Source organism: Micromonospora sp. DH14 (assembly GCF_029809455.1).
Classification (GTDB): Bacteria; Actinomycetota; Actinomycetes; order Mycobacteriales; family Micromonosporaceae; genus Micromonospora; species Micromonospora parva.
Genome location: NZ_JARVKT010000018.1, coordinates 1 through 25,906, shown reverse-complemented (window position 1 = coordinate 25,906; position 25,906 = coordinate 1). Strand labels below are relative to the sequence as shown.

General features: G+C 72.1%; 23 protein-coding genes. 14 read left to right on the top strand and 9 right to left on the bottom strand.

Features of this window, described 5'->3' with window-relative positions; genetic code table 11:
• Positions 1 to 45: 45 nt before the first annotated feature.
• From QCZ28_RS22095 to QCZ28_RS22080, 4 genes are all read right to left on the bottom strand, one after another.
• Positions 46 to 1,626 carry a DHA2 family efflux MFS transporter permease subunit gene (locus QCZ28_RS22095; protein WP_279518435.1) on the bottom strand — a complete coding sequence of 527 codons (1,581 nt, stop codon included), beginning with the start codon at positions 1,624 to 1,626 and terminating at the stop codon, positions 46 to 48.
• A 466-nt stretch (positions 1,627 to 2,092) separates the two neighbouring features.
• Positions 2,093 to 3,343 carry an HNH endonuclease signature motif containing protein gene (locus QCZ28_RS22090; RefSeq protein ID WP_279518434.1) on the bottom strand — a complete coding sequence of 417 codons (1,251 nt, stop codon included), beginning with the start codon at positions 3,341 to 3,343 and terminating at the stop codon, positions 2,093 to 2,095.
• Positions 3,344 to 3,467: 124 nt separating this feature from the next.
• Complete coding sequence (locus QCZ28_RS22085; protein WP_279518433.1) at positions 3,468 to 3,977, bottom strand: pyridoxamine 5'-phosphate oxidase family protein; 510 nt, start codon at positions 3,975 to 3,977, stop codon at positions 3,468 to 3,470.
• A 75-nt stretch (positions 3,978 to 4,052) separates the two neighbouring features.
• Positions 4,053 to 4,178, bottom strand: a complete 126-nt coding sequence (locus tag QCZ28_RS22080) for a hypothetical protein (protein ID WP_279518432.1) — start codon at positions 4,176 to 4,178, stop codon at positions 4,053 to 4,055.
• Between the two features lie 187 nt (positions 4,179 to 4,365).
• Between QCZ28_RS22080 and QCZ28_RS22075 the strand changes: the two genes are divergently transcribed.
• A complete protein-coding gene (locus tag QCZ28_RS22075) occupies positions 4,366 to 5,790 on the top strand; it encodes an aldehyde dehydrogenase family protein (protein WP_279518431.1) in 1,425 nt (474 codons plus the stop codon).
• Between the two features lie 259 nt (positions 5,791 to 6,049).
• Positions 6,050 to 6,883 (top strand): helix-turn-helix transcriptional regulator, encoded by an 834-nt coding sequence (locus tag QCZ28_RS22070; protein WP_279518430.1) that lies wholly within the window; start codon positions 6,050 to 6,052, stop codon positions 6,881 to 6,883.
• A gap of 9 nt (positions 6,884 to 6,892) precedes the next feature.
• On the opposite strand, the gene QCZ28_RS22065 is transcribed toward QCZ28_RS22070, so the two are convergent.
• Positions 6,893 to 7,696, bottom strand: coding sequence for an AraC family transcriptional regulator (locus QCZ28_RS22065; RefSeq protein ID WP_279518429.1), 804 nt, complete (start codon positions 7,694 to 7,696; stop codon positions 6,893 to 6,895).
• Between the two features lie 50 nt (positions 7,697 to 7,746).
• On the opposite strand from QCZ28_RS22065, the gene QCZ28_RS22060 reads away from it, so the two are divergent.
• Together QCZ28_RS22060 and QCZ28_RS22055 are read left to right on the top strand one after the other, a co-directional pair.
• Positions 7,747 to 8,169 carry a DUF2000 domain-containing protein gene (locus tag QCZ28_RS22060; protein WP_279518428.1) on the top strand — a complete coding sequence of 141 codons (423 nt, stop codon included), beginning with the start codon at positions 7,747 to 7,749 and terminating at the stop codon, positions 8,167 to 8,169.
• Between the two features lie 96 nt (positions 8,170 to 8,265).
• Positions 8,266 to 9,879: a ricin-type beta-trefoil lectin domain protein gene (locus tag QCZ28_RS22055; RefSeq protein WP_279518427.1), complete on the top strand. Its 1,614-nt coding sequence runs from the start codon at positions 8,266 to 8,268 to the stop codon at positions 9,877 to 9,879.
• Positions 9,880 to 9,930: 51 nt separating this feature from the next.
• On the opposite strand, the gene QCZ28_RS22050 is transcribed toward QCZ28_RS22055, so the two are convergent.
• Both QCZ28_RS22050 and QCZ28_RS22045 read right to left on the bottom strand, forming a co-directional pair.
• Entirely contained in the window at positions 9,931 to 12,462 is a 2,532-nt protein-coding gene (locus tag QCZ28_RS22050) for an ABC transporter permease (protein ID WP_279518426.1), read from the bottom strand.
• Positions 12,459 to 13,217, bottom strand: a complete 759-nt coding sequence (locus QCZ28_RS22045; protein ID WP_030338156.1) for an ABC transporter ATP-binding protein — start codon at positions 13,215 to 13,217, stop codon at positions 12,459 to 12,461. The genes QCZ28_RS22050 and QCZ28_RS22045 overlap by 4 nt, the downstream gene beginning before the upstream one ends.
• Positions 13,218 to 13,363: 146 nt before the next feature.
• On the opposite strand from QCZ28_RS22045, the gene QCZ28_RS22040 reads away from it, so the two are divergent.
• The 4 genes from QCZ28_RS22040 (at position 13,364) to sthA (ending at position 17,769) form a co-directional block, all read left to right on the top strand.
• On the top strand, positions 13,364 to 14,566 hold the full coding sequence (locus tag QCZ28_RS22040) for a histidine kinase (RefSeq protein WP_279518425.1): 1,203 nt from the start codon (positions 13,364 to 13,366) through the stop codon (positions 14,564 to 14,566).
• Positions 14,563 to 15,201, top strand: a complete 639-nt coding sequence (locus QCZ28_RS22035; RefSeq protein ID WP_279518424.1) for a response regulator transcription factor — start codon at positions 14,563 to 14,565, stop codon at positions 15,199 to 15,201. The genes QCZ28_RS22040 and QCZ28_RS22035 overlap by 4 nt, the downstream gene beginning before the upstream one ends.
• 88 nt (positions 15,202 to 15,289) lie before the next feature.
• Positions 15,290 to 16,312, top strand: coding sequence for a cellulose binding domain-containing protein (locus QCZ28_RS22030; RefSeq protein ID WP_279518423.1), 1,023 nt, complete (start codon positions 15,290 to 15,292; stop codon positions 16,310 to 16,312).
• A gap of 53 nt (positions 16,313 to 16,365) precedes the next feature.
• On the top strand, positions 16,366 to 17,769 hold the full coding sequence (gene sthA / locus QCZ28_RS22025) for a Si-specific NAD(P)(+) transhydrogenase (RefSeq protein WP_279518422.1): 1,404 nt from the start codon (positions 16,366 to 16,368) through the stop codon (positions 17,767 to 17,769).
• Here sthA and QCZ28_RS22020 read toward each other — a convergent pair.
• Positions 17,766 to 18,173: a MerR family transcriptional regulator gene (locus QCZ28_RS22020; RefSeq protein WP_279518421.1), complete on the bottom strand. Its 408-nt coding sequence runs from the start codon at positions 18,171 to 18,173 to the stop codon at positions 17,766 to 17,768. The two genes, sthA and QCZ28_RS22020, sit on opposite strands and share 4 nt — an antisense overlap.
• A 28-nt stretch (positions 18,174 to 18,201) precedes the next feature.
• Here QCZ28_RS22020 and QCZ28_RS22015 point away from each other — a divergent pair, with 28 nt between their 5' ends.
• The 6 genes from QCZ28_RS22015 (at position 18,202) to QCZ28_RS21990 (ending at position 24,763) form a co-directional block, all read left to right on the top strand.
• The gene (locus tag QCZ28_RS22015; protein WP_279518420.1) at positions 18,202 to 18,897 is read left to right on the top strand and encodes a methyltransferase domain-containing protein; all 696 of its coding nucleotides are present in this window, start codon (positions 18,202 to 18,204) and stop codon (positions 18,895 to 18,897) included.
• A 141-nt stretch (positions 18,898 to 19,038) separates the two neighbouring features.
• A complete protein-coding gene (locus QCZ28_RS22010; protein WP_279518419.1) occupies positions 19,039 to 21,786 on the top strand; it encodes a LuxR family transcriptional regulator in 2,748 nt (915 codons plus the stop codon).
• 46 nt (positions 21,787 to 21,832) lie between these two features.
• A complete protein-coding gene (locus QCZ28_RS22005; protein WP_030338145.1) occupies positions 21,833 to 22,117 on the top strand; it encodes a hypothetical protein in 285 nt (94 codons plus the stop codon).
• The gene (locus QCZ28_RS22000; protein ID WP_210862896.1) at positions 22,114 to 22,647 is read left to right on the top strand and encodes a hypothetical protein; all 534 of its coding nucleotides are present in this window, start codon (positions 22,114 to 22,116) and stop codon (positions 22,645 to 22,647) included. Before QCZ28_RS22005 ends, QCZ28_RS22000 begins: the two co-directional genes overlap by 4 nt.
• Before the next feature lie 47 nt (positions 22,648 to 22,694).
• On the top strand, positions 22,695 to 23,276 hold the full coding sequence (locus tag QCZ28_RS21995; RefSeq protein ID WP_279518418.1) for a DUF3558 family protein: 582 nt from the start codon (positions 22,695 to 22,697) through the stop codon (positions 23,274 to 23,276).
• On the top strand, positions 23,273 to 24,763 hold the full coding sequence (locus QCZ28_RS21990) for a hypothetical protein (protein ID WP_279518417.1): 1,491 nt from the start codon (positions 23,273 to 23,275) through the stop codon (positions 24,761 to 24,763). The genes QCZ28_RS21995 and QCZ28_RS21990 overlap by 4 nt, the downstream gene beginning before the upstream one ends.
• Positions 24,764 to 24,920: 157 nt before the next feature.
• On the opposite strand, the gene QCZ28_RS21985 is transcribed toward QCZ28_RS21990, so the two are convergent.
• Positions 24,921 to 25,906, bottom strand: a 986-nt coding sequence (locus QCZ28_RS21985; RefSeq protein WP_279518416.1) for an endo-1,4-beta-xylanase, incomplete at its 5' end; no start/stop codon positions are given.

Sequence of the window (25,906 nt, the reverse complement as noted above, 5' to 3'; positions counted from 1 at the left end):
CGCCGCGCCCGGCACCTCACCGGGTGCCGGGCGCGGCGGGGTCGGTCAGTGGATGACGACGGGCGTCTTGACCTGCTCGCCCTGCGGGTCGTCGAGCTGCGCCGGCTGCCGTCGGCGCGGCAGCAGGGCGGCCGGGATGAAGGTGAGCACGACCAGCGCGAACGCCACCCAGAACGTGGTGGCGAACGACTTGGCGGCGAAGTCGAGCCCGCGCTCGATGAGCGACGGGTCGACCGGCATCTGCTGAAGCAGCTCCGGCCGCTGCTGGGAGGCGATGGCCAGCCCCGCCTCGGTGACCGGCTTGCCGCTCTCGTCCACCAGGCCGGGGATCGGCCGGGAGCCGTTCAGCTCGTTGGTGAGGATCACCGACATCACGGCGGCACCGACGGACCCGCCGATCTGCTGAAGGATGTTGACGAGCGTCGAGCCGCGCGCCACCTCCTGCGCCTGCAACGTCCGCAGCGCCGACGTCATGATCGGCATCATCGTGCCGCCCATGCCCAGACCCATCACGAACAGCGACGCGCCGAGCAGCCAGTACGAGGTCTGCGGGTCGACCTGGGTGAAGCCGAAGAACCCGATCACGATGAGCCCCAACGCGAACGGGACCGTACGCCCGATCGGCACCCGGTCGGCGAGCGTGCCGGCGATCGGCATGGTGATCATCGCGCCGATGCCCTGCGGGGCCATCAGCAGGCCGGCGGCCAGCGTCGACTCACCGCGCACCTGCAGGAAGTAACTTGGGAACAGCAGCCCGGCGCCCATGAACGCGATGATGAACACGAACATCGTCACCGACGCGATGGTCAGGCTGCGGTTGCGGAACAGCCGCAGGTCAAGCAGCGGGTGCCGGGGCCTGAACGAGTAGAGCACGAACGCCACCACCAGCGCCCCGCCGACCAGCATCGGGGCCCACACCCTGGCCTCGGCGAAGCTGCCCACCTCCGGCAGGGACGAGACGCCGTAGAGGAAGAGGGCCAGACCCGGGGAGAGCATGAGCATGCCGACGAAGTCGAACGACTCGGACGGCTCGGGCGCGTCCTTCGGCAGCGCGAACTGCGCGTAGATCAGGGCGATCAGGCCGATCGGCAGGTTGATCAGGAAGATCCAGTGCCAGCTCGCGGTGTCGATCAGCCAGCCACCGAGGATCGGGCCGCCGATCGGGCCCAGCAGCATCGGGATGCCGAGGACGGCCATCAGCCGCCCGATCCGGTGCGGCCCGGCCGCCCGGGTCATGATGGTCATGCCCAGCGGCATGAGCATGCCGCCGCCGAGGCCCTGTAGGACCCGGTAGCCGATCAGCTCGCCGATCGTGTCGGCCATGGCGCAGAGCCCCGACCCGATCGTGAACAGAGCCAACGCCACCATGTAGAGCCGTTTCGTGCCGAACCGGTCCGCCGCCCACCCGCTGAGCGGGATCACGGTGGCGAGCGCGAGGGTGTAGGCGGTCATGGTCCAGGCGACGCGGGCGTAGGACGCGTCGAACTCGCTCTGGAATTTGGGCAGGGCCACACTGACCACCGTCACGTCGAGGATCGACATGATCGCGCCGAGGACGACGACGCCCGCCACCTTGAGCACCGCACCGTCGAGTTTGTCCGATGTCGCAATGGATTGCTGTGTCACTAACTCTCCTGAAATCGATTGAGCCGGCCGATGGTGGGCGGTGGCGGCGATGCCGCGCCTACCGGGCGCGGGGCGCGACGTGCCGGGGCAGCGACGCGCGGAGGCAGACTAACCGCCAGTTGTGACGATTCGCCGCCGGTTTTCGTGACCATCGGGCCGCCTATCCGAACGGCCGTCCATCTTCAGCCACTCGTCGGGGTGGCGATTCAGCCAGCAGCGCGACCAGCCGGACGGGCAGCGGGCGGATCAGCCCGGCGCGCGCCAGGGGCCGGCTGCGCGGCGGACCGGCAACGCGGCGGGCAACCCCGCCTTCACCAGAAGAACCGGGACGACCGGGGTCAGGGCGAGAGCAGCGTACGGATCCTGGTCCCGCGCCTCGCCTCGCTGCCCGGGCGGGATCAGGGCGCGCTGCGCTGACCACTCGATCGGCCTGCTGACCGGGATGATCGTTGCGTGCTCGTGGTGCTCACGTTCGTCGGTGGTAGTGGTTGCGGCGCGGTAGTTGTTCGGGGTCGAGCCAGGCCGGTGGGACGAATTCGGGATGGCCGTCGCCTGCCAGGCGCACGGTCCAGTCGCTGTGGTGCAGGTGCCGGTGATGGTGGCCGCAGAGCAGGACGGCGTTGTTGATGCTGGTGTCGCCGCCGTCGGCCCAGTGCTCGATGTGGTGCGCGTCGCACCAGCGCGGTGGTCGGTCGCAACCCGGGAAGGCGCAGCCACGGTCGCGCAGCACCAGGGCTCGCCGGAGAGGGCCGGTGATGAGGCGGCGTTGTCGACCAAGGTCGAGTGGTTGGCCGGCGCCGCCCAGGACGGTGGGGAGGATGGCGGCGTCGCAGGCGAGGCGGCGCACGGCCTCGGGAGTGAGGCGCAGGCCGGTGTCGAGGGTGCCGATGCCCAGTTGCCGGATCAACCCGTCGTAGCTGGTCGTGACGACGACCTGGGCCGGATCACCGCCGTGCTCGGGCAGCTCACCGGTGCGCAGGGCGAGGCGGCACACGTCGCTGAGGGCGTCGTGCCGGCGCTGCCCAGGAGTGCGCTGGTCATCAGGGCCCGACGGTGCGCTGAGGGGGTCGATGGCGGCACGGAGCAGCCCGGCGGTCTCGGAGTCGAGGATGCCGGTGAGTCGCAGCCGGTCGCCGGCGAGGGTGGAAACGGTGAGGTGGCGGTCACGGGTGGCGCGGCGGGCTGCGGAATCCAGGGCGGCTTCGGCTGCGGCGTCGGCGATGTCGGGTGCGACGTGGTCGAGGATGCGGGTGCTGAGTTTGCGCAACAGGGTCGGGTCGAATTGCCCGGCCCACTCAACGAGCACTCCGAGAGACTTGTCAGCTGCCTCGGGGCCCGCGGCGGTCCGCACGGTGTCGACCGTGTCGGCGATCACCCGGGCCTGCTCCATGGTGATGTGACCATCGGCCAGCGCGTGCCGTACGCCAGGGTTGCCGGTGTCCAGGACGGCGGCGAGGTCGACGAGGCGGCGAGCGGCCGGGATGGTGAGGCGTAACCGTTCGCGGAGCCAGACCGCGATGGAGGATGCCCCGCGCGTGGTTGCGGTGCCTCGGCCGTCGAGCTCACGGATCAGGGCCAGCTTCACCGCGGCGAGACGCTGCTCGATGCGGTGCGCGGTGTCGAGCGCGGCGATCAGCTCACCCTCGGACAACGCCCAGATGGCCGTGTCGGCGCAGGCCGCGATGGCGTCCTCAGCCTGCGGCAACTCCTCGACCATGAGCCGAATCTAGAACACGCGTACGACACTTTCAGTCATCATGATCGATACGCTGCGGACCAGCCCGGCCCTCGTCGCCGCCACCATCTGGCTTGCATGATCTGGTTGGCAGGAAGAGCCATCTTCAGCGACGCCAGAACTGGCGGGGTGCGAACCCTTCACGTCGCAGCCAGTGTTCGGTATAGACAATCCGCTCCGTCTCAACGACCACCAGGGTGTCCTCGGGCGGCTCGGACAGCGATCGCCCCCGCTCGGCGTGCTCGTTCTCCCATCGGAACGCTTCCCAATAGTGCGCACGGTCCGAATGCCCCGGTTCAAGCGCCCTGGCAGCTCCGAACAGCTGGGCCCCGCGGCTGCTGGCCAGCCCGACCAGCGGCGCGAAGATCCCGACGGACACCCGCGGATCGGCAGCGATGTTGCGCATCTTCGGCGAACGCGGCACGGCCGTGAACAGCACCGTGAAGCCGAGCGGGTAGTACCGCACCGGGGTGGCCAGCGGCCCGTCCGGACCCGTGGTCGCGAGCACGCACATGTTCTGTGACGACAGCAGGTTGAGAATGCGCTCTTCAAGTCGTTCACGATCGAGCCGCTTCGCCGGCGTGGGCTCGGCCAGCCAAGGATTCGTCAACGGCATGCGGGGGCCTCGATCATGGCGAGCACCCTACCCACACGGTCTGCCCAGCGGCCACCAAGATCGACAGGACATGCCCTAGGCGGTGACCACCGGCACGGCGGCGGTGAGCGCCCGGTCGTGCCCGATGTCGGCGGCGGCACGCAGCAACCCCGGCAGGTACTCCTCGCGCAGGGTCTCCACCGAGGTCTCGGCGGCGTGCACCGTCACGTTGATGGCGGCGACGACCCGCCCGTCGCCGTCGCGGGCGCCTGGCCCCGGCAGGACGCCGGCGCCGCCGCCGGCCGGATCGTCCTCGCGCTCTGAGGGGGGCCGGACCCCAGCCAGGGATCGCGAAACCCTGGATGAACCGCACCTGGTTGGGGTTCCGGCACGGTGCGACGGTCGGTCCATGACACCTTCCACCCACACCGTCGCCGGCCACTGGATCGGCGGCGAGACCGTCACCGGCTCCGCCGGCACCCTTCCCGTCGTGAACCCGGCCACCGGCGAGGTCGTCACCGAGACCCCGGCCGGCACCGCCGCCGACGTCGAGCGCGCCGTCGCCGCCGCCCGGGCCGCCTTCCCGGCCTGGTCGGCGACCACCCCGCAGCACCGGGCGGACGTGCTGCGCCGCCTCGGCGCCGGCCTCGCCGCCCGTACCGAGGAGATCGCCCAGGCGATCACCGCCGAGATGGGCTCGCCGATCGGCATGTCCCGCACCGCCCAGGTCGCCTTCCCGGCCGCGGTGCTCGAATCCATCGCCGGCCTGGCCGACGACTTCGCCTGGACCGAGGAGGTCGGCAACTCGCTGATCGTCCGCGAGCCGATCGGCGTGGTCGGCGCGATCACGCCGTGGAACTTCCCGCTGCAGCAGATCGTCTCCAAGCTGGCCCCGGCCCTGCTCGCCGGCAACACGATGGTCTTCAAGCCGTCCGAGAACGCCCCGCTGACCGCGCGCATCCTCGCCGAGAGCGCCGCCGAGGCCGGCGTACCGGCGGGCGTCTTCAACGTCGTCTACGGCACCGGCGCGACGGTCGGCGAGGCGATCTCCGCCCACCCGGACATCGACATGATCTCGTTCACCGGCTCCACCCGCGCCGGGCAGCGCATCTCCGCGGTGGCCGCGGCGAGCGTCAAGCGGGTCGCGCTGGAGCTGGGCGGCAAGGGGGCGAACATCATCCTGGACGACGCCGACCTGCCCGCCGCTGTCGAGCGGGGCCTGATGATGGCGTTCAGCAACGGCGGTCAGGTCTGCGGCGCCTGGCCCCGGATGCTGGTGCCCGCCTCCCGGCAGGACGAGGTCGTGGCGTTGGCCGTCGAGGCCGCGAAGCAGTACACCGTCGGCGACCCGGGCGACGAGGCCACCCGGATCGGCCCGATGGCGTCCGAGGCGCACCGACAGAAGGTGGTCGGGTACATCGAGCGGGGCATCGCCGACGGTGCCCGGCTGGTGTTCGGCGGCCCGCAGCGGCCCGAGGGGCTGACCGTCGGGGCCTACGTCCAGCCGACGATCTTCGCCGACGTCGACCCGGCCTCCGCGATCGCCCAGGAGGAGATCTTCGGCCCGGTGCTGACGATCATCCCCTACGCGGACGAGGAGGAGGCCGTGGCCATCGCCAACGGCACGGTGTACGGCCTGACCAGCGGCGTCTTCGGTGAGCCGGAGCACGCCCTCGCCGTCGCCCGGCGGCTGCGCGTGGGCCAGGTCGACGTGAACGCCGGCCACTGGAACCCGCTCGCCCCGTTCGGCGGCTACAAGCACTCCGGCAACGGCCGCGAGTTCGGCCGGATGGGCCTGGAGGAGTTCCTGGAGACCAAGTCCATCCAGCGCTGACCGGGCTGTCGGCCCATCATTCGGTCAGATTCTCCCGCTTGTCGGGAGAGCGGTGATGATCGACTCGGATTCCATGAAGTCGGGGTATCACCATGGCCTCGACACCGCGATTTCCGCAAACCCGTGTTGATCTCGGCCCTGCCGGCCCTGCCGGCCCCAGGATCCCGTGCGATCTTGGGGCCGGCGGAACACTGTCCCCGGGCTCGCCTGTTGCAGTGAACAGGCCGGCTCCTGCCGGCGCGCATGATTGGAGACACCCGTGGACCGCGCCCAACTCGCGAGCTTCCTGCGCACCCGCCGCGAGGCCCTCCAGCCCGAGGACGTCGGGCTGCCCCGGGGGCCGCGCCGACGCACCGGAGGGCTCCGACGCGAGGAAGTCGCCGCGTTGAGCGGAATGTCCACCGACTACTACAGCCGGTTGGAGCAGCAGCGTGGGCCGCACCCCTCGGAGCAGATGCTCGCCGCGCTCGCTCGTGGCCTGCGGCTCTCCCTCGCCGAACGCGACCACCTGTTCCAACTCGCCGGGCACGCGGTTCCACGTCGGGCGCTGCGCGCCGATCACGTGAACCCGGGCATGATGCGGATCCTCGACCGGATGCACGACACCCCGGCCCAGGTCGTGAACCACCTGGGCGAGACCCTGGCGCAGACCGCGCCGGCCGTCGCGCTGCTCGGTGACGAGACCCGGTACACCGGCCTGGCGCGCAGCGCCCACCACCGCTGGTTCACCGACCCGACGGCACGGCAGCTGCACCCGGCGCAGGACCACCAGACGCAGAGCCGCCTGCTCGTGGCGCACCTGCACGCGGCGTACACCCGTGACGGGCGCGGCTCGCGGGCCGCCGCACTCGTCGACGACCTGCTGGCCCGGAGCGTCGAGTTCGCGCGGCTGTGGAGCGAACACCCGGTGCCGGCCGGCTACTGCCCACCCAAGCACTTCGTGCACCCGGAGGTCGGGGCGTTGGAGCTGCACTGCCAGACGCTGGTCGACCCGGACCAGTCACAGACGCTGTTGGTCTTCACCGCCGTGCCCGGGTCGCCCAGCGACGAGAAGCTGCGGCTGCTCTCCGTCATCGGCGGCCAGCTCGTCTGACCCGTCCGATCAGCCCCGGGCGGGGTAACGGGCCGGGCTGACGCCCAGGTAGCGCCGGAAGTGGCGACCCAGGTGCGCCTGGTCGTAGAACCCGGCCGCGACGGCGGTCTCGACGGGCCGCTGCCCGGCGAGGAGCAGACGCCGGGCCAGCTCGACCCGACGACCGGTCAGGTACGAGTGCGGTGGCACGCCGTACACCTGGGTGAAGGTCCGGACCAGGTGGGTCGGGTGGGCGTGCAGCAGCCGCGCGGCCTCCCCCAGCGTGACGCCCTCGACGGTCCGGGCGTCCAGCAGCTCCCGTAGTCGGACCGCGAGACCGCGTCCGGCCGGCTGGCCATGGACCGGAGGGCGCTGGCGCAGCCGGCGGCGTAGCCGGTCCAGGATGAGCGCGAGGCGGCTCTCGGCCTCGAACTCGTCGCCGGGCGCGGCCAGCGCCCGGTGCAGGTGGTGGATCCGGTCGCGCAGCTGCGGATCGGCCAGGTCCGGCTCGTCCACGGCCCGGCCGATCAGCTCGGCGTCGAGCGCGGAGGTGTCCAGGTAGAGGACCCGCTTGCGGAAGCCGTCCGGGGTGGCGGAGCTGCCGTCGTGCGGGACGTGCGGCGGCAGCAGGGTGACCGACGTGCGCAGCGCGCCGTGCCGGTGCCGGTCCAGGTCGAAGCTGACCGCGCCGTCGTCGACGATCAACAGGGTCCACACCTCGTGGATGTGCCGGGGGTAGGCGTGGTCCACGAAATGGGCGTGGAAGACCTCGGCGACCCCGGCTACCGCGGGTCGCCATGCGCTGACGTGCGAGCCAGCCGGGCTGGTGGCCACGCTAAGAACGTACAAGACCGGGCGGCGTCGGGGCGGGCAGGCTCGACGCCATGACCGAACCGATCCGCTTTCCCACCAAGATCGCCGTACTGCTCCGGGACGACCTGGCGAGCTGGCAACGGCTGAACGTCACCGCCTTCCTGGTCAGCGGCATCGCGAGCACCCTGCCCGAGTTGCTCGGCGAGGAGTACCGGGACGCTGACGACACCCGCTACCTGCCGATGTTCGGCCAGCCGGTGCTGGTGTTCGCCGGGGATCGGGCGACGGTGGTCGGCGCACACTCACGCGCCCTCGCCCGGGGCCTACGGCTGACGATCTTCACGGCCGAGCTGTTCGCCACCGGCAACGACCGGGACAACCGCGCCGCCGTCCGTGCGGTCGGACGGGAGAAGCTCGACCTGGTGGGCCTGGCGCTGCACGCGCCACGCAACGTGGTGGACAAGGTGCTCAAGGGCGCGTCGATGCACCCGTAACGGCATCCGTGGCGACGAAGACATTGATATCGGTGTGTACGACTGTAATGATTAACACACTTTACAGTTATTTCGCCGCCCCGGAAGGACCCCGACATGGCGCGACGACCGGCCGGGCCCGTGCCCCGCCACCCCCGCATCAGACTGACCTCCGCGCTCGCCGCGGCCCTGCTCGCCGTACCGGCCGCGATGGTCGTCGGCGCGGCACCCGCCACGGCGGCCGCGACCGGCGCCATCACCGGGTACGGCGGCAAGTGCGTCGACGTGGCCGCCGCGAACCCGGCCAACAACACCCAGGTCCAGCTCTTCACCTGCAACGGCTCCACCGCACAGCAGTGGACGGTGGCCGACGACGGCACCATCCGGGCGCTGGGCAAGTGCCTGGACATCGCGGCCGCCAGCACGGCGAACGGCGCCCGGGTGCAGATCTACGACTGCAACGGCACCGGGGCGCAACAGTGGTCGCCCAACGCCGGCCAACTGGTCAACCCGGCCTCCGGCAAGTGCCTCGACGCCACCGGTCCCAGCTCGACCGACGGCACCCCGCTGCAGATCTGGAGCTGCACCGGCGCCGCCAACCAGACCTGGACGCTGCCCAGCGGCGGCGGCACGACTCCACCGCCCTCTACCGGTTTCACCCACCCCGGCGTGCTGGTCAGCCGAGGCCAGCTCGACTTCGTCCGGGGTCGGGTCCAGGCCGGCGCGCAGCCGTGGGCGGCGGCCTACAACCAGATGATGGGCAGCCGGTACGCCTCCCTGTCGCGTACCCCGGCCCCCCGTTCGGTGGTCGAGTGCGGTTCCTACTCCAACCCGAACAACGGCTGCACCGACGAGCGTGAGGACGCGATCGCCGCGTACACCGACGCGCTGGCCTGGTACGTCACCGGGGACGCCCGGTACGCGCAGAAGTCCATCCAGATCATGGACGCGTGGTCGGCCACGATCACCGCCCACACCGGCAGCAACGCCCCGCTGCAGACCGGCTGGGCCGCCTCGGTCTGGCCCCGGGCCGCCGAGATCATCAAGTACACGTACCCGAGCTGGCCCAACGCCAGCCGCTTCGCCACCATGCTGCGCACCGTCTACCTGCCGATGGTGCGCAACGGCTCGAACAGCAACGGCAACTGGGAACTGACCATGATGGAGGCCGCCGTCGGCATCGCGGTGTTCCTGGACGACCGCAGCGCCTACGACGCGGCGGTCACCCGCTTCCTCAACCGCACCCGGGCCTTCGTGTACCTGCCCAGCGACGGCGCGTTGCCGTACACCACGCCCGGCAGCGGTCTGGACACCAGCGCGGAGATCATCGGCTACTGGCAGGGCCAGTCCACCTTCGTCGCCGGCCTGGCCCAGGAGACCTGCCGCGACTTCGTCCACACCGGGTACGGGATCTCCGCCATCTCACACGTCGCGGAGACCTCCCGGATCCAGGGCCGGGACCTGTACCCGCAGGTCGGCGAGCGACTGCGTCAGGCGCTCGGCTTCCACTCGCGCTACCAGCTCGGCGAGGCGCCGCCCTCCTGGCTCTGCGGCGGCAGCCTCACCCGGGGCCTCGGCCCGATCACCGAGGTCGGCTTCAACGCGATGAGCAACCGGTTGGGCAACGTCATGACCAACACCCAGACCCTCACGCTGCAACAACGTCCGGCCGGAACCAACAACCTCTTCGTCGCCTGGGAGACGTTGACCCACGCCAACAACCCCAACTGACCAGGCCGCCGTGGGGCGGCGCCGACAACCGACGCCACCCCACGGCGGTGCTCAGCCGTCAGTCCCCAGCGCCACCACCGGGCTGACCCGCGACGCCCGACGGGCCGGCAGCACCCCGGCCAGCGCGGTCAGCCCGACCAGCACCACGAACAGCCCGGCCAGCGGCAGCAGCGGCGCGGTCAGCGGTGCCGCGATCCCGAGGGCCTGCACCGCCAACCAGGCGTACGGGACGCCCAGCACCAGGCCGATGCTCGCGCCGATCAACCCGTACAGGCCGGACTCGACAGTCAACATGGTGCGCAGACCCGTCCGGGACAGCCCGATCGCCCGGAGCAGCCCGGACTCGCGTACCCGCTCGACCACCGACAGCGCGGTCGTGGAGCCCACCCCGACGACCGCGATCAGCACGGTCAGGCTGACCAGACCGACCGCGATCCAGACCAGGGTGCGCACCAACGCGTCGTTGCGGTCCCGTTCGTCGGCGAGCACCGTGAGGCCCACCCCGTCGCTGCCCGCGATCGCCTGCCGCAGCGCCCGCACGCCGGCGGTGCGGCCGTCCTCGCCGGCACCGGCCGCGTCGGCCAGCAGACCGGTGTACGCCGACGGCACGCCGAGCCGGTCCAGGTCGGCCGGGTCGGCGAGGATGCCCGCGTGCAGCGGCCCGTCACCGGGCAGCACCGCGACCACCCGGACGTCGACCCGGCGGTTGGCGACGGCGAGCGTCGCGGTGTCGCCGGCCCGCAGACCCGCGTCCCGCGCGACCCAGCTGTTGAGCACGATCCGGCCGGGGCCGCGATCGTCCAGGCTGCCCTGGGCCACGTCCAGGTCGCCGGTGCTCGGCAGCGCCGCCACGTCCAGGTCGCTCATCGGATAGCCGGACTCGACGGCGCCGAGCCTGTCGGCGCCGCGCAGCAGCGTGGCGTCGTCGACCTTGCGGTACGGCACCACCCGGGCCAGCGCGCCGTGCGCCGCCTCGGCCCGACTCACCACAGCCGGCGGCAGCGCCTGACCGTTGCCGGTGACCTCGAAGTCGGTGGGGGCCGCGAGCGCCATCTCGCGGTCGGCGAGGACCTGCAACGACGTGCCGCCGATGACCACCCCGGAGATCAGGGTCGTGCCCAGCGCGACCACGACGGAGACCGCGGCCGCCCGGCGCGGTGCCCCGCCGATGCCACCGACCGACATCCGCCCGAGCGGCCCGAGCTGGCGCAGCGGCCAACCGACCACTGCCAGCACCGGGCGTACCAGCAGCGGACCGAGGGCGACCAGGGCGAAGAACGCCAGCGCGCCGGACCCGACCAGCAGCAGCATCGGCATCGCGGGGTCGTAGCCCGACTGGTCCGGCTTCGGCAACTGACTGATCGTCGCGACCGCCGCCAGGGTCGCCCCGATGGCCAGGAGCAGCCCGCCGACCAGACGCAGGACCCCGATGCCGCGTCGGCCGGCGGTGGTGCTCGCCGTCCGCAGCGCCTCCAGCGGGGAGACCCGGGCGGCCGAGAGCGCCGGTGCCAGCACGGCCAGCACGGTGAGCACGACAGCACCGATCACCACCAGGACCGCCGTCGCCAGTGGCAGGCCCGGCGCGGAGACCGCGCGGCCGGTGGCGCGCAGCACCGCCGGCAGCGCGTACCCGAGGGCGAGGGCGCTGACGACCCCGACGACGCCGGCGACCAGCCCGGTCAGGGCTCCCTCGGCGGTCAGGGCCCGCACCAGGGTGCCCCGACTCGCGCCGACCGCCCGCAGCAGCGCGAGCTGCCGCATCCGCTGGGCGAAGACGATGCGGAAGGTCGAGGTGACCACCAGCGCCGCGGCGACGACGGCGATGGAGACGAACATGCCGACCAGGATGAAGAGTCGCCCGACCTCCTCGGCCGCCGCGTTGGCCTCGGCCTCGCGCACCTCGGCGCCGGAGCGGATCGGCTGGCCGGCGACCGCCGCGGTCACCCGTTGGCGGACGACCTCCGTCGAGGCGTCGGCGGCAACCCGCAGGTCGACGCGCTCCACGCCGGTGAGGCGCGCCCAGGTGATCACGGCGTTGTCCGGGGCGTACGTGTCGTAGCCGGCGTCGGCGGCGGTCTCCACCACGCCGGTCACGGTGAGTGCGGCGGGGGCGGTGAGCTCACCGCCGGTACCGCTGGTGGTGGTGCCGACCGAGAGCCCGAGCCGCTCGGCGGTGCGCGGCGTGACCGCGATCTCGCCGGGCTGGTCCGGGTAGCTGCCCTCGATCACCCGTACCGTGCTCAGCGGGCCGGTGCCCGGATCGGACTGGAGGTTGAGGTAACCCTCGCCGACGGAGATCCCGGCCGACGCCCGGGCCACCGCCTCGGCCACCCCGGGCACGGCCCGGATCTGCCGCACGTCCGCCACGGTGGGTGGCGGCACGCCGGGGCTGCCGATCACCAGGTCGGTGACGGCCGGGGTGCCACTGAGGTTGTCCCGCACGGTCCGCTCGGTGATCTGCTGCACCAGCACGGTGCCGAAGACGACGAACGACGCGACCAGGATCGCCAGGCCGGTCAGGATCAGCCGGCCGGGCCGCCGGGCCGCGGCGGCCGTCTGGGTCCGCAACACCGTCGCCCTCATGCCCGGGCCGCCAGCTCACGCAGGGCGTCGGTGACCGACACCTGGTCCGGCTTGTCGATTTCGCCGGCCAGCCGCCCGTCGGCGAGCAGCACCACCCGGTCGGCGTACGCGGCGGCGATCGGGTCGTGGGTGACCATGACGACGGTCTGGCCGAGGTCGCGTACCGAGTCGCGCAGGATGGTGAGCACCTCCGCGCCGGAGCGGGAGTCGAGATTGCCGGTCGGCTCGTCGGCGAAGACGACCTCGGGCCGGGCCACCAGCGCCCGGGCCAGCGCGACCCGCTGCTGCTGGCCACCGGACAGCTCGCTGGGACGGTGGTTCAGCCGGTCGCCGAGGCCCAGCACCCGCACCAGGTGCGCGAGGAGGTCGGCGTCGGGCCGCCGACCGGCGAGGTCCAGCGGCAGGGTGATGTTCTGCGCGGCGGTGAGCTGCGGCAGCAGGTTGAAGGACTGGAAGACGAAGCCGATCCGCTCCCGGCGTACCCGGGTCAGGGTCCGGTCCGACCGGCCGGTCAGCTCGGTGCCGCCGAGCAGGACGCGTCCGGAGGTGGCCGTGTCGAGTCCGGCGAGGCAGTGCATCAGAGTCGACTTGCCGGACCCGGACGAGCCCATGATCGCGGTGAACTCGGCCCGGCCGAAGCCGACCGAGACCCCGTCCAGGGCACGGACGGCGGTCTCGCCGCTGCCGTACACCTTCACCAGGTCGACCGCGGCGACCGCGGCGTGGCTGGTCTGCGGCGGGGCGTGGGTTGTCATCGTTCCTCCAGTGGCTGCGTGGTGACCGGGGAAGCGTCGCCGCCGCCGTGGGGTTGGCGCATCGGCCCGGGGCCGGGTATCGCCGCCGCCGGGTCTGCCTTTTGGCCGATCCGGCAGCTCCGCCCGGCTGGCTACGCTGGGTCACCATGAGCGCTCCGGATCTTCGCCGTCTGTGGGTACGCCTGGCCCAGGCGGCCGGGCTGGTGGCCTTTGGCCTCCTCGCTCTGTTCGACTTCACGGCCGGCACGGCGGACGACCGCCGGATCTCGGCTCTTCTGCTCCTGCTGGTGCCGGTGGGGTTGGCGGTGGCGACGGTGCCGCTCTGGCTGCCGGTGCACCGACCGGGTTCGCGCCGGCTGCCGATGGCCGCACTGGCCCTCGCCGCGGCCTCACTGGCGGTGACCGCAGGGGTGGTGCTCCTCTCCGCAGGCGGCGGCATCCTGATCGCCCGCACCTGGGGACTCGCCGAGTCGGCCGGGCTGATCGGCGTGGTCTTCGTGGTGAGCCGCTGGGGTGCGCCCCGGCTCGCCCCGTGGGCGGCGGTGACCGCCGGGCTCGCCGTGGCAGCGATGCCGCTGCGCGTCGGCACCGACAGCCTGCTGGTGATCTTCGGACTGCTCCAGGCGCTCGCGGCGGCCGGCGCCGCCGGGGTGGGGCTCTACCTGCGGGTGATCGCCGCCGGCCGGGCGCGGGCGATCGCGCTGGTCCGGGCGGAGCAGCGCGCGGAGTTCGCCCGTGACCTGCACGACTTCATCGCCCACCACGTGACCGGGATCGTGGTGCAGGCGCAGGGCGCCCGGTTCGTCGCCGAACAGGACCCGCAGCGGGTGATCGTCGCCCTGGAGCAGATCGAGCGGGCCGGCGCGGAGACGATGGCCTCGATGCGGCGGATGGTCGGGATCCTACGTAACCCGGACGCTCCGCCGGACGCGCCACTGGCCCCGCTGGCCGGGGTGACCGAGTTGGAGCCACTGCTGACCGGGTTCAACGGCGCGGCGAACGCGCCGGCCACGCTGCACGTGGACGGTGACCTGACCGGACTGCCGGTGGAGGTCTCGACGTCGGCGTACCGGGTGGTGATGGAAGGGCTGACCAACACCCGTCAGCACGCGCCGGACGCCCGGTCCGTGGACGTGGTCGTGCGGCGTACCCCGGACTGGTTGCTGGTCCGGGTCGCCGACGACGGTGCGTCGCCGCGCACCGCGCCGGCCCGGGGGCACGGTTTCGGTCTGATCGGTCTCACCGAGCGGGTCCGTGCGCTCGGCGGCACGATCACCGCCGGGCCCGGCGTCGTCGGTGGTTGGGTGCTCGACGCGGCGTTCCCGCTGTCCGCGGCGGTGGCCCGGTGATCCGGGTGTTGATCGCCGACGACCAGGCGATGGTCCGGACCGGCTTCGGCATGATCATCGGCGCCCAGTCGGACATGGAGGTGGTGGGCGAGGCCGCCGACGGGGTGCAGGCTGTCGAACTGGCCCGACGACTGCGCCCGGACGTGGTGCTGCTGGACATCCGGATGCCCCGCCTCGACGGTCTCGAGGCGCTGCGGCTGCTCGCCGGAGCAGGTGTCACCGACCCGGTCCGGGTGGTCGTGGTGACGACCTTCGACCTTGACGAGTACGTGCACACCGCGCTCGCCAACGGTGCCTGCGGCTTCCTGCTCAAGGACTCGGGCCCGGCCCTGCTGGTGGAGGCGGTCCGCGCGGCGGTGTCCGGCGACGCGCTGATCAGCCCCTCGATCACGGTACGGCTGTTGGAGCACCTCAGCTCACCGGCCCCGGCGCGCGACGACGGCGGGCTGTCGCCACGGGAACTCGACGTCGTGAAGCTCGTCGCCCGCGGCCTGACCAACGCCGAGATCGCCACCCGGCTCTTCATCGCCGTGGGCACTGTCAAGACCCATCTGGCGAGCGTGCAGATGAAGCTCAAGGCCCGCAACCGGGTCGAGATCGCCGCCTGGGCCTGGGAACGGCGCCTCGTCGGCTGACGGGGCAACGGTGCGACCAGCAGTGGCCTAACATCGTCAGAAGTCGATGACTGGTCCGCTGCGGTCACCCGGAAGCGAGGCAAGCATCATGCGCGATCATCAGGTGCGCGGCGTCCGATCCAGGGCCGCCGCGCTGACCGCCTGCGTGCTCACGGCGACACTGCTGGCGGCGGGCGCGACCCCGGCGTACGCCACTGCGGACACCGAACGACCCACCGCCCCCGGCCCGATCACCGTCGTCGCCGTCGACACCACCTGGATCGAGCTGACCTGGGCGCCCGCGACCGACAACGTCGGCGTGGTCAGCTACCCGGTCGGCGTCCGGTTCGAGGATTTCGGCGCCCAGTACTCGACCGACACCACCAGCATCCGGATCACCGGCCTGCGGCCGTCGCGCACGTACGTCTTCTCCGTCGCGGCGGTGGACGCGGCCGGCAACCGGTCGCTGTCCGACCCGACCCTGCGGGTGACCATGCCACCGGGAGACGACCAACCGCCCGGCGCACCCGGCCAACCGGTCGCCTACGACGTCGCCGCCACGCTGCTGTGGCTGCGCTGGGCGCACTCGGTCGAGAACGTCGCCCTCGACCGGTACGAGGTGTTCCGGGTCGACGCCGGCGGCGCCCTCACCCGGGTCAGCGAGGTGTACCAGTACCCGCCCGGGCGCAACAGCACCCAGATCAGCGGGCTGACGCCGAGCACCACGTACACCTTCGTGGTGCAGGCCCGCGACGAGGCCGGCCACCTGTCACCGATGTCCGCGCCGGTCACCGTGACCACGCTGCCGCCACCGCCGAGCTGCACGGTCCGCTCGACCGTCGGGCAGTGGCCCGACGGTCTGGTGGCACGCCTCCTGGTCACCAACACCGGCTCGACGGCGATCGACGGTTGGACGATGCGGTGGCGGTTCTACGCCGCCCAGCAGCTGCGCAGCCTGTGGGGCGCGGAGGTCGTCGACCGCGACAGCAGCTACCTGCGGGTGCGCAACGTCCGCCACAACGCGCTGATCCCGCCCGGCGGCACGGTGTCGCTGGGGTTCGTCGCCACCGGGTCGCAGCCGCCGGAGGAGGTCACGCTCAACGGCGGCACCTGCACGGTGGCGGGTGAGTAACACTCGGGTACGAAGTCTGGCGCGCGTCAGGACATCTTGCGACGCTAACGCCTGTGTATGACTACGACCTGTTGGTGCTGGGTTCCGGACCCAGCGGTCAGAAGGCCGCGATCGCCGCCGCCAAGCTCGGCCGGCGGGTCGGCATCGTGGACCGCCGCGACATGATCGGTGGGGTGTGCATCAACACCGGCACCGTCCCCTCCAAGACCCTGCGCGAGGCCGTGCTCTACCTGACCGGCCTGAGCCAGCGGGACCTGTACGGCAGCAGCTACCGGGTCAAGGAGGAGATCACGGTCAGCGACCTGGCCGCCCGGACCCAGCACGTCATCACCCGGCAGACCGACGTCATCCGCAACCAGCTGGCGCGCAACCGGGTCGCGATGATCACCGGCACCGGGCGGTTCGCCGACGCGCACTCGATCTGGGTCGACGGCGGCTCCGGCCGCGAGTCCAGGGTGACCTTCGACAAGATCGTCATCGCCGCTGGCACCCGCCCGGCCCGCCCGGACAGCGTCGACTTCGACGACCGGACCATCGTGGACTCCGACGGCGTCATCAACCTCCAGGCCGTACCCCGCAGCATGGTCGTGGTCGGCGCGGGCGTGATCGGCATGGAGTACGCCTCGATGTTCGCCGCGCTCGGCACGAAGGTGACGGTGGTGGAGCGCCGCGACCGGATGCTGGAGTTCTGCGACGACGAGATCGTCGAGTCACTCAAGTACCACCTGCGCGACCTGTCGGTGGCGTTCCGCTTCGGCGAGGAGGTGGCCGCCGTGGAGAAACACCAGACGGCGGCGCTGTGCGTCCTCAAGAGCGGCAAGAAGATCGTCGCCGACACGGTGATGTACTCGGCCGGCCGGCAGGGCCAGACCGACGACCTGGCGCTGGAGGCGGCCGGGCTGGCGGCCGACCGACGCGGCCGGATCACCGTCGACGGCAACTACCGCACCTCGGTGGAGCACATCTACGCGGTCGGCGACGTGATCGGCTTCCCCGCGCTCGCGTCCACCTCGATGGAGCAGGGCCGGCTGGCCGCGCAACACGCCTGCGGCGAGCCGATCCGGGAGATGCACGGCCTGCAACCGATCGGCATCTACACGATCCCGGAGATCAGCTTCGTCGGGCAGACCGAGGCGCAGCTCACCGAGAGCTCCACCCCGTTCGAGGTGGGCATCGCCCGCTACCGCGAGTTGGCCCGGGGTCAGATCGTGGGTGACTCGTACGGCATGTTGAAGCTGCTCGTCTCCCCCGACGACGGCCGACTGCTCGGGGTGCACGTGTTCGGCACCGCCGCCACCGAGATCGTCCACATCGGTCAGGCCGTGATGGGCTGCGGCGGCACCATCGACTACCTGATCGACGCGGTGTTCAACTACCCGACGCTGGCCGAGGCGTACAAGGTGGCCGCCCTGGACGCGTCCAACAAGATCCGCAACATCACCCGCATCGACGGCTAGCCACTGCCCCCGACCTCCACCAGCTCCGCCAACCGGGTGCGGTAGTTCGGGCAGGTCGAGACGTCTTCGTGTGAGCAGTTCAGCCCGGCCTCCAGCAGGTCGAGCGCCGACTGCAGCGCGGCCATCCTGGCCCGCAACGCGCCGTGGTTGCGGCGCAGCACGTCCTTGCGGACGGCGGGGTCGCCCGCGGTGAGGAACGCCCGGATGTCCGGCAGGGACAGACCGGCCTGTTTCGCGCGCAGGATCGACGCCACCCGGAACAGGTCGTCGCGGGTGTAGCGGCGACGGCCGCCGGTGACCCGGGCGGGGCGGAGCAGGCCCACCGATTCCCAGTGCCGCAGGACGTGCGCCGGCAGGCCGAAGTGATTGGCCACCTCGCCGATCGTCATCGGGCTTGACGTCATGTCGACATTAAGTCCGACCATGGCGGGCATGTCCAGTCTTCTCGCTGTCCTCGATGCCATCGAGAGCGAGTCCGCAGCCGTCGAACTGCGCGCCCGCTCCTACGAGTTGCTCGGCGACCTCACCGGCCGAACCGTCGTCGATGTTGGCTGTGGCGGTGGCCGCGCCGTAGCCGAGCTGGCCGAGCGCGGAGCCCACGCGGTCGGCGTCGACCTCGATCCCGACATGATCGCCGTGGCCCGGACGCGCTGGCCGGCCGGCGAGTTCCACGTCGGCGACGCCACCGCGCTGCCGATCGAGACCGGATCGGCCAGCTACTACCGGGCGGACAAGGTGTTGCATGCGCTCGACGACCCGGCACTCGCCGTGGCCGAGGCCCGGCGGGTGCTCACGCCAGGCGGCCGAGCCGTGCTGCTCGGCCAGGACTGGGACCTGATCGCCATTGACTCGGACGACTCGGAGACCACCCGTCGGCTGGTCCACGCGAAGGCGGACTCGATGCCGTCGCCGCGCGTCGCCCGCGGGTATCGCAACCTGCTGCTCGACGCCGGCTTCACCGACCCGGTCGTCGAGGTGCACACCGCCGTGTTCGCCGACGACACCGCGCTCGACGTGTTGAAGCGGATCACCGACGAGGAGGGCTGGCTCGCCGAGCAGGCCGAGCGTGCCAACGCGAACCGGATCCTCGTCGTCGTGCCGATGTTCCTCGTCGCCGCCCAGGCCTGACCGGGAACATCGATGGTGCTCGGCGAGTCGATGTCGGTGCGTCTCCGGCGACGACGGCCGACTGCTCGGGGCGGCCGTTCCATCCCCGATCACCCGTTGGCGGGATGCCCCGGCGACCGTCGCCGATGCCAGAATTCCCCCATGCGACGCGCCATCGTCGGGCGGGACGAGGTGTTCGACCGGGCCTGGCGGCACCTGGGCCGATCCGGGCCGGTGCTGGTGGAGGGGCCTGCCGGCATCGGCAAATCCGAACTCTGGCGGGCGCTGGTCGGGCACGCCACCCAGGCGGGGTGGCTGGTGCTCAGCTGCGCGCCCACCGAGGCCGAGGCGGAGCTTCCCTACGCCGCCCTGGCCGACCTGTTGCGTCCGCTCGCCGACCGGGTCACCGCGCTGCCCGGGCCGCAGCGGGCCGCGGCCGAGGTCGTGCTCCTCTCCGGCACCGTCCGGGAGGCCGTCGACACCCGGGTGGTCGGGGCGGCGACCCGGACACTCCTGGAAGCCGCCACGACCGGCCCCCACCCGGGGACGCTGGTGGCAGTGGACGACGCGCCGTGGCTGGACCGGCCGAGCGAGCGCGCGTTGCGGTACGCGCTGCGCCGGGTGGCGGGCCTGAGCGTGCTGGTGAGTCGCCGACGCGGCCAGGGCGACAGCGAGGACGTGCCGCTCGGGCTCGACGACGGCCGCCACGGCAACCGACTCGACCGGGTGGAGCTGCCGCCACTCGACGTCGGCGCGCTGCACCACGTCCTGCGCGACCAGCTCGGCGTCACGCTCACCCGACCGATGCTGGTCCGGGTGGCCCGGGAGGCCGGGGGTAATCCGCTGCTGACCATCGAGGTGGTCCGCGCCATGCAGCGGCTGCCACGCCACCCCTCGCCCGGCGACGATCTGCCGGTGGCCGCGTCCATGCACCACCTGCTCGCTGACGTCGTCGCCGGGTTGCCCCCGCCCAGCCGCGACGCGCTCCGACTGGCCGCCCTGCTGACCGTGCCCACGCTCGTCGACCTGTCCGCGGCCGGGGTGCCCGCCGCCGCGCTGGACGCGCCCGAGGAGGCCGGGCTGATCGTGGTGACACCGACGGGTGTGCGGTTCACCCACCCGGTGCACGCCGCCGCCGTACGGGCCGGCATCCCGCCCGGGGTCCGCCGCCGCCTGCACCACCGACTGGCCGAGCTGGTGGCCGACCCGGACGAGCGGGCCCGGCACCTGGCGCTGTGCACGACAGCACCCGACCCGGTCGTCGCGGAGACCCTCGCCGCCGCGGCCGAGCGCTGGCACAGCCGGGGTGCGCCCGACCTCGCCGCCGATCTGCACGAGCGCGCCAGCCAGCTCACCCCGGTCGAGGACCGGGCACTGCTGGGCCGGCGGCGGCTGGCGGCGGCGCGCTGCCGGCTGGACAGCGGTGACCTCCCGGCGGCCCGGCAGACGGCCGAGGCGGTCGCCGCCGATTTCACCGGCGACCTACGGGCCGAGGCGTTGCTGCTGCGCGCCGTCGTCGCCTGGTCCAGCGGCGAGGCCGGCCAGGCGGCGGTGGAGATCGGCACCCGGGCCCTGACGGCGGCCCGACCGGGCTCCGCAGTGGCCGGCCGCGTCCACGCCCACCTGGCCGTCTTCGACGACCACACCGAGGCCGCGCGGGCGCACGCCGAAGCCGCCGCCGCGTTGTTGGACGGCCGCGACGGCGAGCACGACCTGCTCGCGGCCGCCCTGCTCCTGCTCTTCTTCCAGGAGGTACGCCTCGGCCGGGCGCCGCGTACCGACCTGCTGGAGCGGGCGCTGTGCCTGGAGGGCGACGAGCCCGCGTGGCTGGCGAGCACGGTGCCCGCGATCTGGTGGAAGTCGATCGACGACGCGCAGCGGGCCCGCGATCGGCTGCACCGGATGCTCGTTCGGGCGGAGGCCCGCGGTGACGAGCCCCTGCAGCACGAGTTGCTCTCGCACCTGGGTGAGGCCGAGTTGCTGGCCGGCCGGTGGGACACTGCCGAACGGCACATCGCCGCCGCCCGGGACCTCGGTGACCAGCTCGGCAGCGGCCTGGTCGCGGAGACCTGGCTGGCCGCCCTGCTCGACGCCCACCGGGGTCGGCTGGCCGAGGCGACCCGGGTGGCCGAGTCCGGCCTGCGGCTCGCCGAGGAGCTGGACGACGACTGGTGCCGACGCATCCACCAGCAGTTGGCCGGGTTCGTGGCCCTGTCGGCAGGCCGGATGGCGGAGGCCGCCGCCGCCTACACGGCGCTGGCCGCGACGATCGATGCCCGGGGTCTGGTGGAGCCTCTGGCGATGCGCTTCGAGCCGGACTGGATCGAGGCGTGCGTCGGGGCCGGCGACCTCGAACGGGCCGCCGCCGCGCTGCAACGCCTGAATGACCGCCATCGCCGCCTGCCCCGACCCTGGACGATCCTGGGCACCGCGCGGGCCCGCGTGCTGCTGGACAGCGCCACCGGCCGGGACCCGGGGCCGGCGCTCGACGCGTTGACGGCGGCGCGCGACGCCGTACCGCCGGATGTGCTGCCGCTGGATCGCGCACGCTGCCTGTTCGTGGCGGGCATGGCGCACCGGCGCTCCCGCCGCAAGTTGCCGGCCCGGCAGGCGCTGGAGGCGGTGGTGGCGGAGTTCACCGCGATCGGCGCGGCCGCGTTCGCCGAGCGCGCCCGGGCCGAGCTGGCTCGCGTCGGCGGCCGGGCACCGACACCCCGACATCTCACCCCCACCGAGGATCGGGTGGCGCGGTTGGCGGCGCGCGGCCGGACCAACCGGGCCATCGCCGACGAACTGTTCGTCAGCCCGAAGACCGTCGAGGCCAACCTCGCCCGGGTCTACCGCAAGCTCGGCATCTCCACCCGCGCGGAGCTGGGCGCGGCGATGACCAGGGCAGAAGCGCAAACATAGGGAAACGCCCGATTCCTCGCCGCCGGCCACGTCCTAGCGTCGGGTCATGGCCAACCACCTGTTCGTCCTGGAGCAGTACTACTGCTCCGCCGACGCGGGCGCGGTGGCACCGCTGATCGCCACGGTGGGCTGCCGGCTGGTCGCCACCATCCGGTTGCCCACCGACGATGTCGTGATCGCGCTGGTCGAAGGCCCCGACGCGGAGGCGGTGGCCGCTGCCGCCGCCGTCAGCGCGTGGCGGGTGGACCGGCTGATCCCGGCCTGGTGGATCCATCCGCCGCAGGCCAACCCCACCATTTCGGACGTTCCACGACAGGTGAAGGAAGCATGACCGTGCGCCGACTGATCGCACCCCTGTGGTGCTCGCTGCTGCTGATCCCGCTCGTCGCCTGCGGCCCCGACGACACCGGGGGCAGCGACCCCGTCGTCGGCGTCGGGGTCGACGCCGACGCGGACACCGACGCCGGCGGTGACCTGCCCGATGTGCCCCGACCCGCATGCCCGTTCAGCGCTGCCCAGGTCTCCGACCTCGTCGGTCAGTCGATGCAGGACCAGGGCAACTGCCTGTTCGGCGACGGCAAAGGCGTCGCCTCACTGACCATCACCACCGCTTCGCCGCTCGCCGGCGAGAGCACCTACGCCTACCAGCGTGATCAGGCCACCCAGGTCTACCGGGAGGTGCGGGACGTCGACAAGGGCCGCAAGGCGTACCTGGCCGTCAAGGACATCGCGGGTGAGGCCGTCGTGGTCAGCGACAAGGGCAGCTACACCGTGATCCTGAGCAGTTTCGAGCGGCTGGGCGCCACCTCGGGCGGATACGAGTCGACGTTGCGCTCGGTGCTCGACGCCCTCCCGCTGTGAGCCCGAGGCCGGGACCGGCCGAGTACGAGACAAGGAGAGGAGCCACGATGACCCACCTCGCACCGGTGTGGCGACGTGCCGGAGGAGCCGTGGCCGCAGCGGTCCTGGCGCTCGCCGGGCTCGGCGGCTGCGCCCTGTTCGGCGGCACGGACGGCGACGGGGACGCCCCCGCCGCCAGCGGCCAGCCGACAGTGGCGGCCACCTCCGACGGCGAACCGTCGGTGACGCCGGAGCAGGTGGCCCCGGCGGCCGCGACCGTCGACGCCTGCACGCTGTTGACCAGGCAGGAGGCCGAGAAGCTGGCCGGCACCCGGCTGGCGGAACCAGCGGAGCCGCCCGCGCCGGATCGGAGCAGCTGCACCTACACCGGGCCGTCGACCGGCCCGACCGCGCAGGTCGAGGTGTATGTCGGTGACGGCGCGAAGAAGTTCCTGGACATCGATCGCGAACTCGGGCACAAGCTGACCCCGATCAGCGGAGTGGGTGACGAGTCGTACGCCGAGGACGGCACGGTCTTCGTCAGCAAGGGCGGGCTGTGGGCCTGCGTCCGGTTGGTTCGCACCGAGGACCCGGCCGTCTACCGCAAGGCCCTGGAATTCGCGGCCGCCACGGTCGCCGGCCGACTGTGACCGTGCGGGGCGGCGACGTGGTGCCCGCCAGGCCGGGGCGTCGTCGTCCGGTGATCGCGTTGCTCGCCGCGACAGTGCTCCTGCTCACCGCCTGCGAGCGGGGTGGCGCCACACCGAGGCCGCCCGACCCGCCGACCGTCGACCCGGCGGCGGAGCAGCGGTACGGGGCCGCGCCGACGTCCGACCCCGGGGTGACCTACCAACCCGACGTGGTGTTCGTCGGTGGCGGCGGCGCGTCGGTGCGCGGGCTCTCCGAGGACGCGCTCACCTGGCGCATCGATCCGCGCGCCAGCGGCGCGAACACGCTCGCCCGGGGAAAGGTCATGTTCCTCACCGGGCGGGCGGTCGGGCGGGTGCTCAACCTCCGCCGTGACAACGGCGACCTGGCGGTGACCCTGGGGCCGGTGGACATCACCGACGTGATCCGCGACGGCACCTTCGCCAGTGACGGCCCGGTCGCGTTGGAGAACCCGACCCGGCACGACGCGGGCACGCCCTTCTGGGCGGAGTACGACGCCGACGGCGAGGGTGCCGGGGGCGCGGCCTCGACCGCCCCGGTCGCCCGGCAACGGCCTGACTCGCCCTCGGGCGGGCGGCTCGGGGCCGCCCGCGCGGTGCGACCGGGAACCTTCGCCGCGCAGCGGCGGGTGGCCGGGTTCGCCGTCACCCCCATCTGTTGTGCCGGCGGTGTGGGCGCGCGGTTCAGTTACGACGGCGGCGGGATCCGCGTGGCGGGCACCGCGACGTTGCTGATGAAGCGGCCCACCGCCCGGTTCCACCTGGAGATTCGCGGCGCCACGGTCCGCCGGGCGGAGTTGCGGATCGGCGGGATGGCCGGGCTGCGGGTCGAGATCGCCGGGGCCACCGACAGCCACCAGAACATCAACAAGCGCATCCCCATCCCCCTGGACTTCAGCGTGCCGGTGGGCGAGATCCTCGGCGTACCGTTCTCGGTCACCGCCAGCCAGCTCATCGGCGTGCAGACGGCCTTCAGCGCCAAGGACGGCAACATCAAGGCGGCCGGCGAGTGGTCGCTGGGCGGCTCCATGGGGTTCGGTTACGCCAACGGCGCGTTCGGCGCTACCGAACCCTGGCGCCTCAGCGTCCGCAACAGCATCACGGACTCGATCAGCGGCCCGTCGGTCGGCGTGAACGGGATCATCGTGCACTACCAGGCCGCGTTCCGGGCTGGTCTGGGCGCGCTCGGCTTCACCGCCGGGTTGTACGCGACGGTCACCGCCTCGGTGGGGCTGACCGTCGGCTCCGCGCTGGGGGCACCGCTCGTGCTGTGCCGCAGCACCCAGCTCGGCCTGTACCTGGACTACGGCGTCGGTTACACGATTCCCGCTGGCCTGACGAGGGCGATCAACGCATTCCTCGATCTGGTGAACGTCGGGCCGATCGCGGCGAAGGCGGGCATCGGCAGAGTCGACAACGTCTTCAACAAACTGGACATCCAACCGCCCAAGAAAATCTGCACCTCCTGACATCCACGGCGCCCTCACCCCCACCTCGACTCGGTGATCAAGAGATTTCGGTCAGCGTCCACGGCGTGGCGTGACGCAAACCTCTTGATCACCCGCTTGAGGGTTGGGGTGGTCCGGCCGGTGCGGAGGTTTTGCCTCCGCACCGGCCGGCGAGGGTTTAGCGGGCTGAGCAGGTGGGGCTGAGAGTGCCGGCGGTGCCGTTGGCCTGGAAGCCGTACTCGGTGGACTGTCCGGCGCCGACCTGGCCGTTGTACGACACGTTCGTCCAGGTTGTGGTGCCGCTGTTACCGCTGCGGTCGGCGCTCCACGCGTTCGTGACCGTCGCGCCCGACGGCAACGCGATCGTCACCGTCCAGCCGTTGAGGGCCGACGAGCCGGCCGTCACCCGAACGTTCGCCACGAAGCCACCCGTCCACTGGTTCACCGTCACCGTGGCCGTGCAGCCACCCGTCCCCGGCGGCGGGGTCGTGGGCGGATCGGTCGGCGGATCGGTCGGCGTGGTGCCGTTGTTCAACGCGGCGAGGACCGCGTCGTACGCCGGCTTCTTCGAGCCGTTGCTGTTGAACAGCAGTGGGGTCTGGGAGGCCCGCCACGAGTCGCTGTCCCGGATGCCCCACACGGTGATGCCGTTGCAGCGCGAAACGGCGAGGCAGTCCTCGACCACGCTGCGGTAGGTGTTCGCCGACGCGCCCTGGATGTCCAGCTCGGTGATCTGCACGTCCACACCGAGAGCCGCGAAGCTGGACAGCGTGGTGCGGTAGTTGCTCACGTAGGGCGAGTCGTTGTTGAAGTGCGACTGGAACCCGACACAGTCGATCGGCACACCACGCGACTTGAAGTCCCGCACCATGTTGTACACAGCCTGCGTCTTCGCGTGCGTCCAGTTGTCGGTGTTGTAGTCGTTGTAACACAACTTCGCGTTCGGGTCCGCCGCATCCGCCGCCCGGAACGCCGCCTCGATCCAGTCATTACCCGTACGCTGCAAATTCGAATCACGACGCGCACCCGAACTACCATCAGCGAACGCCTCGTTCACCACATCCCACGCCACCACCTGACCCCGGAAGTGCGTGGCCACCTGCGTCACATGATTGAGCATCGCCTGCCGCAACGCACTACCACTCATGCTCTGCATCCAACCCG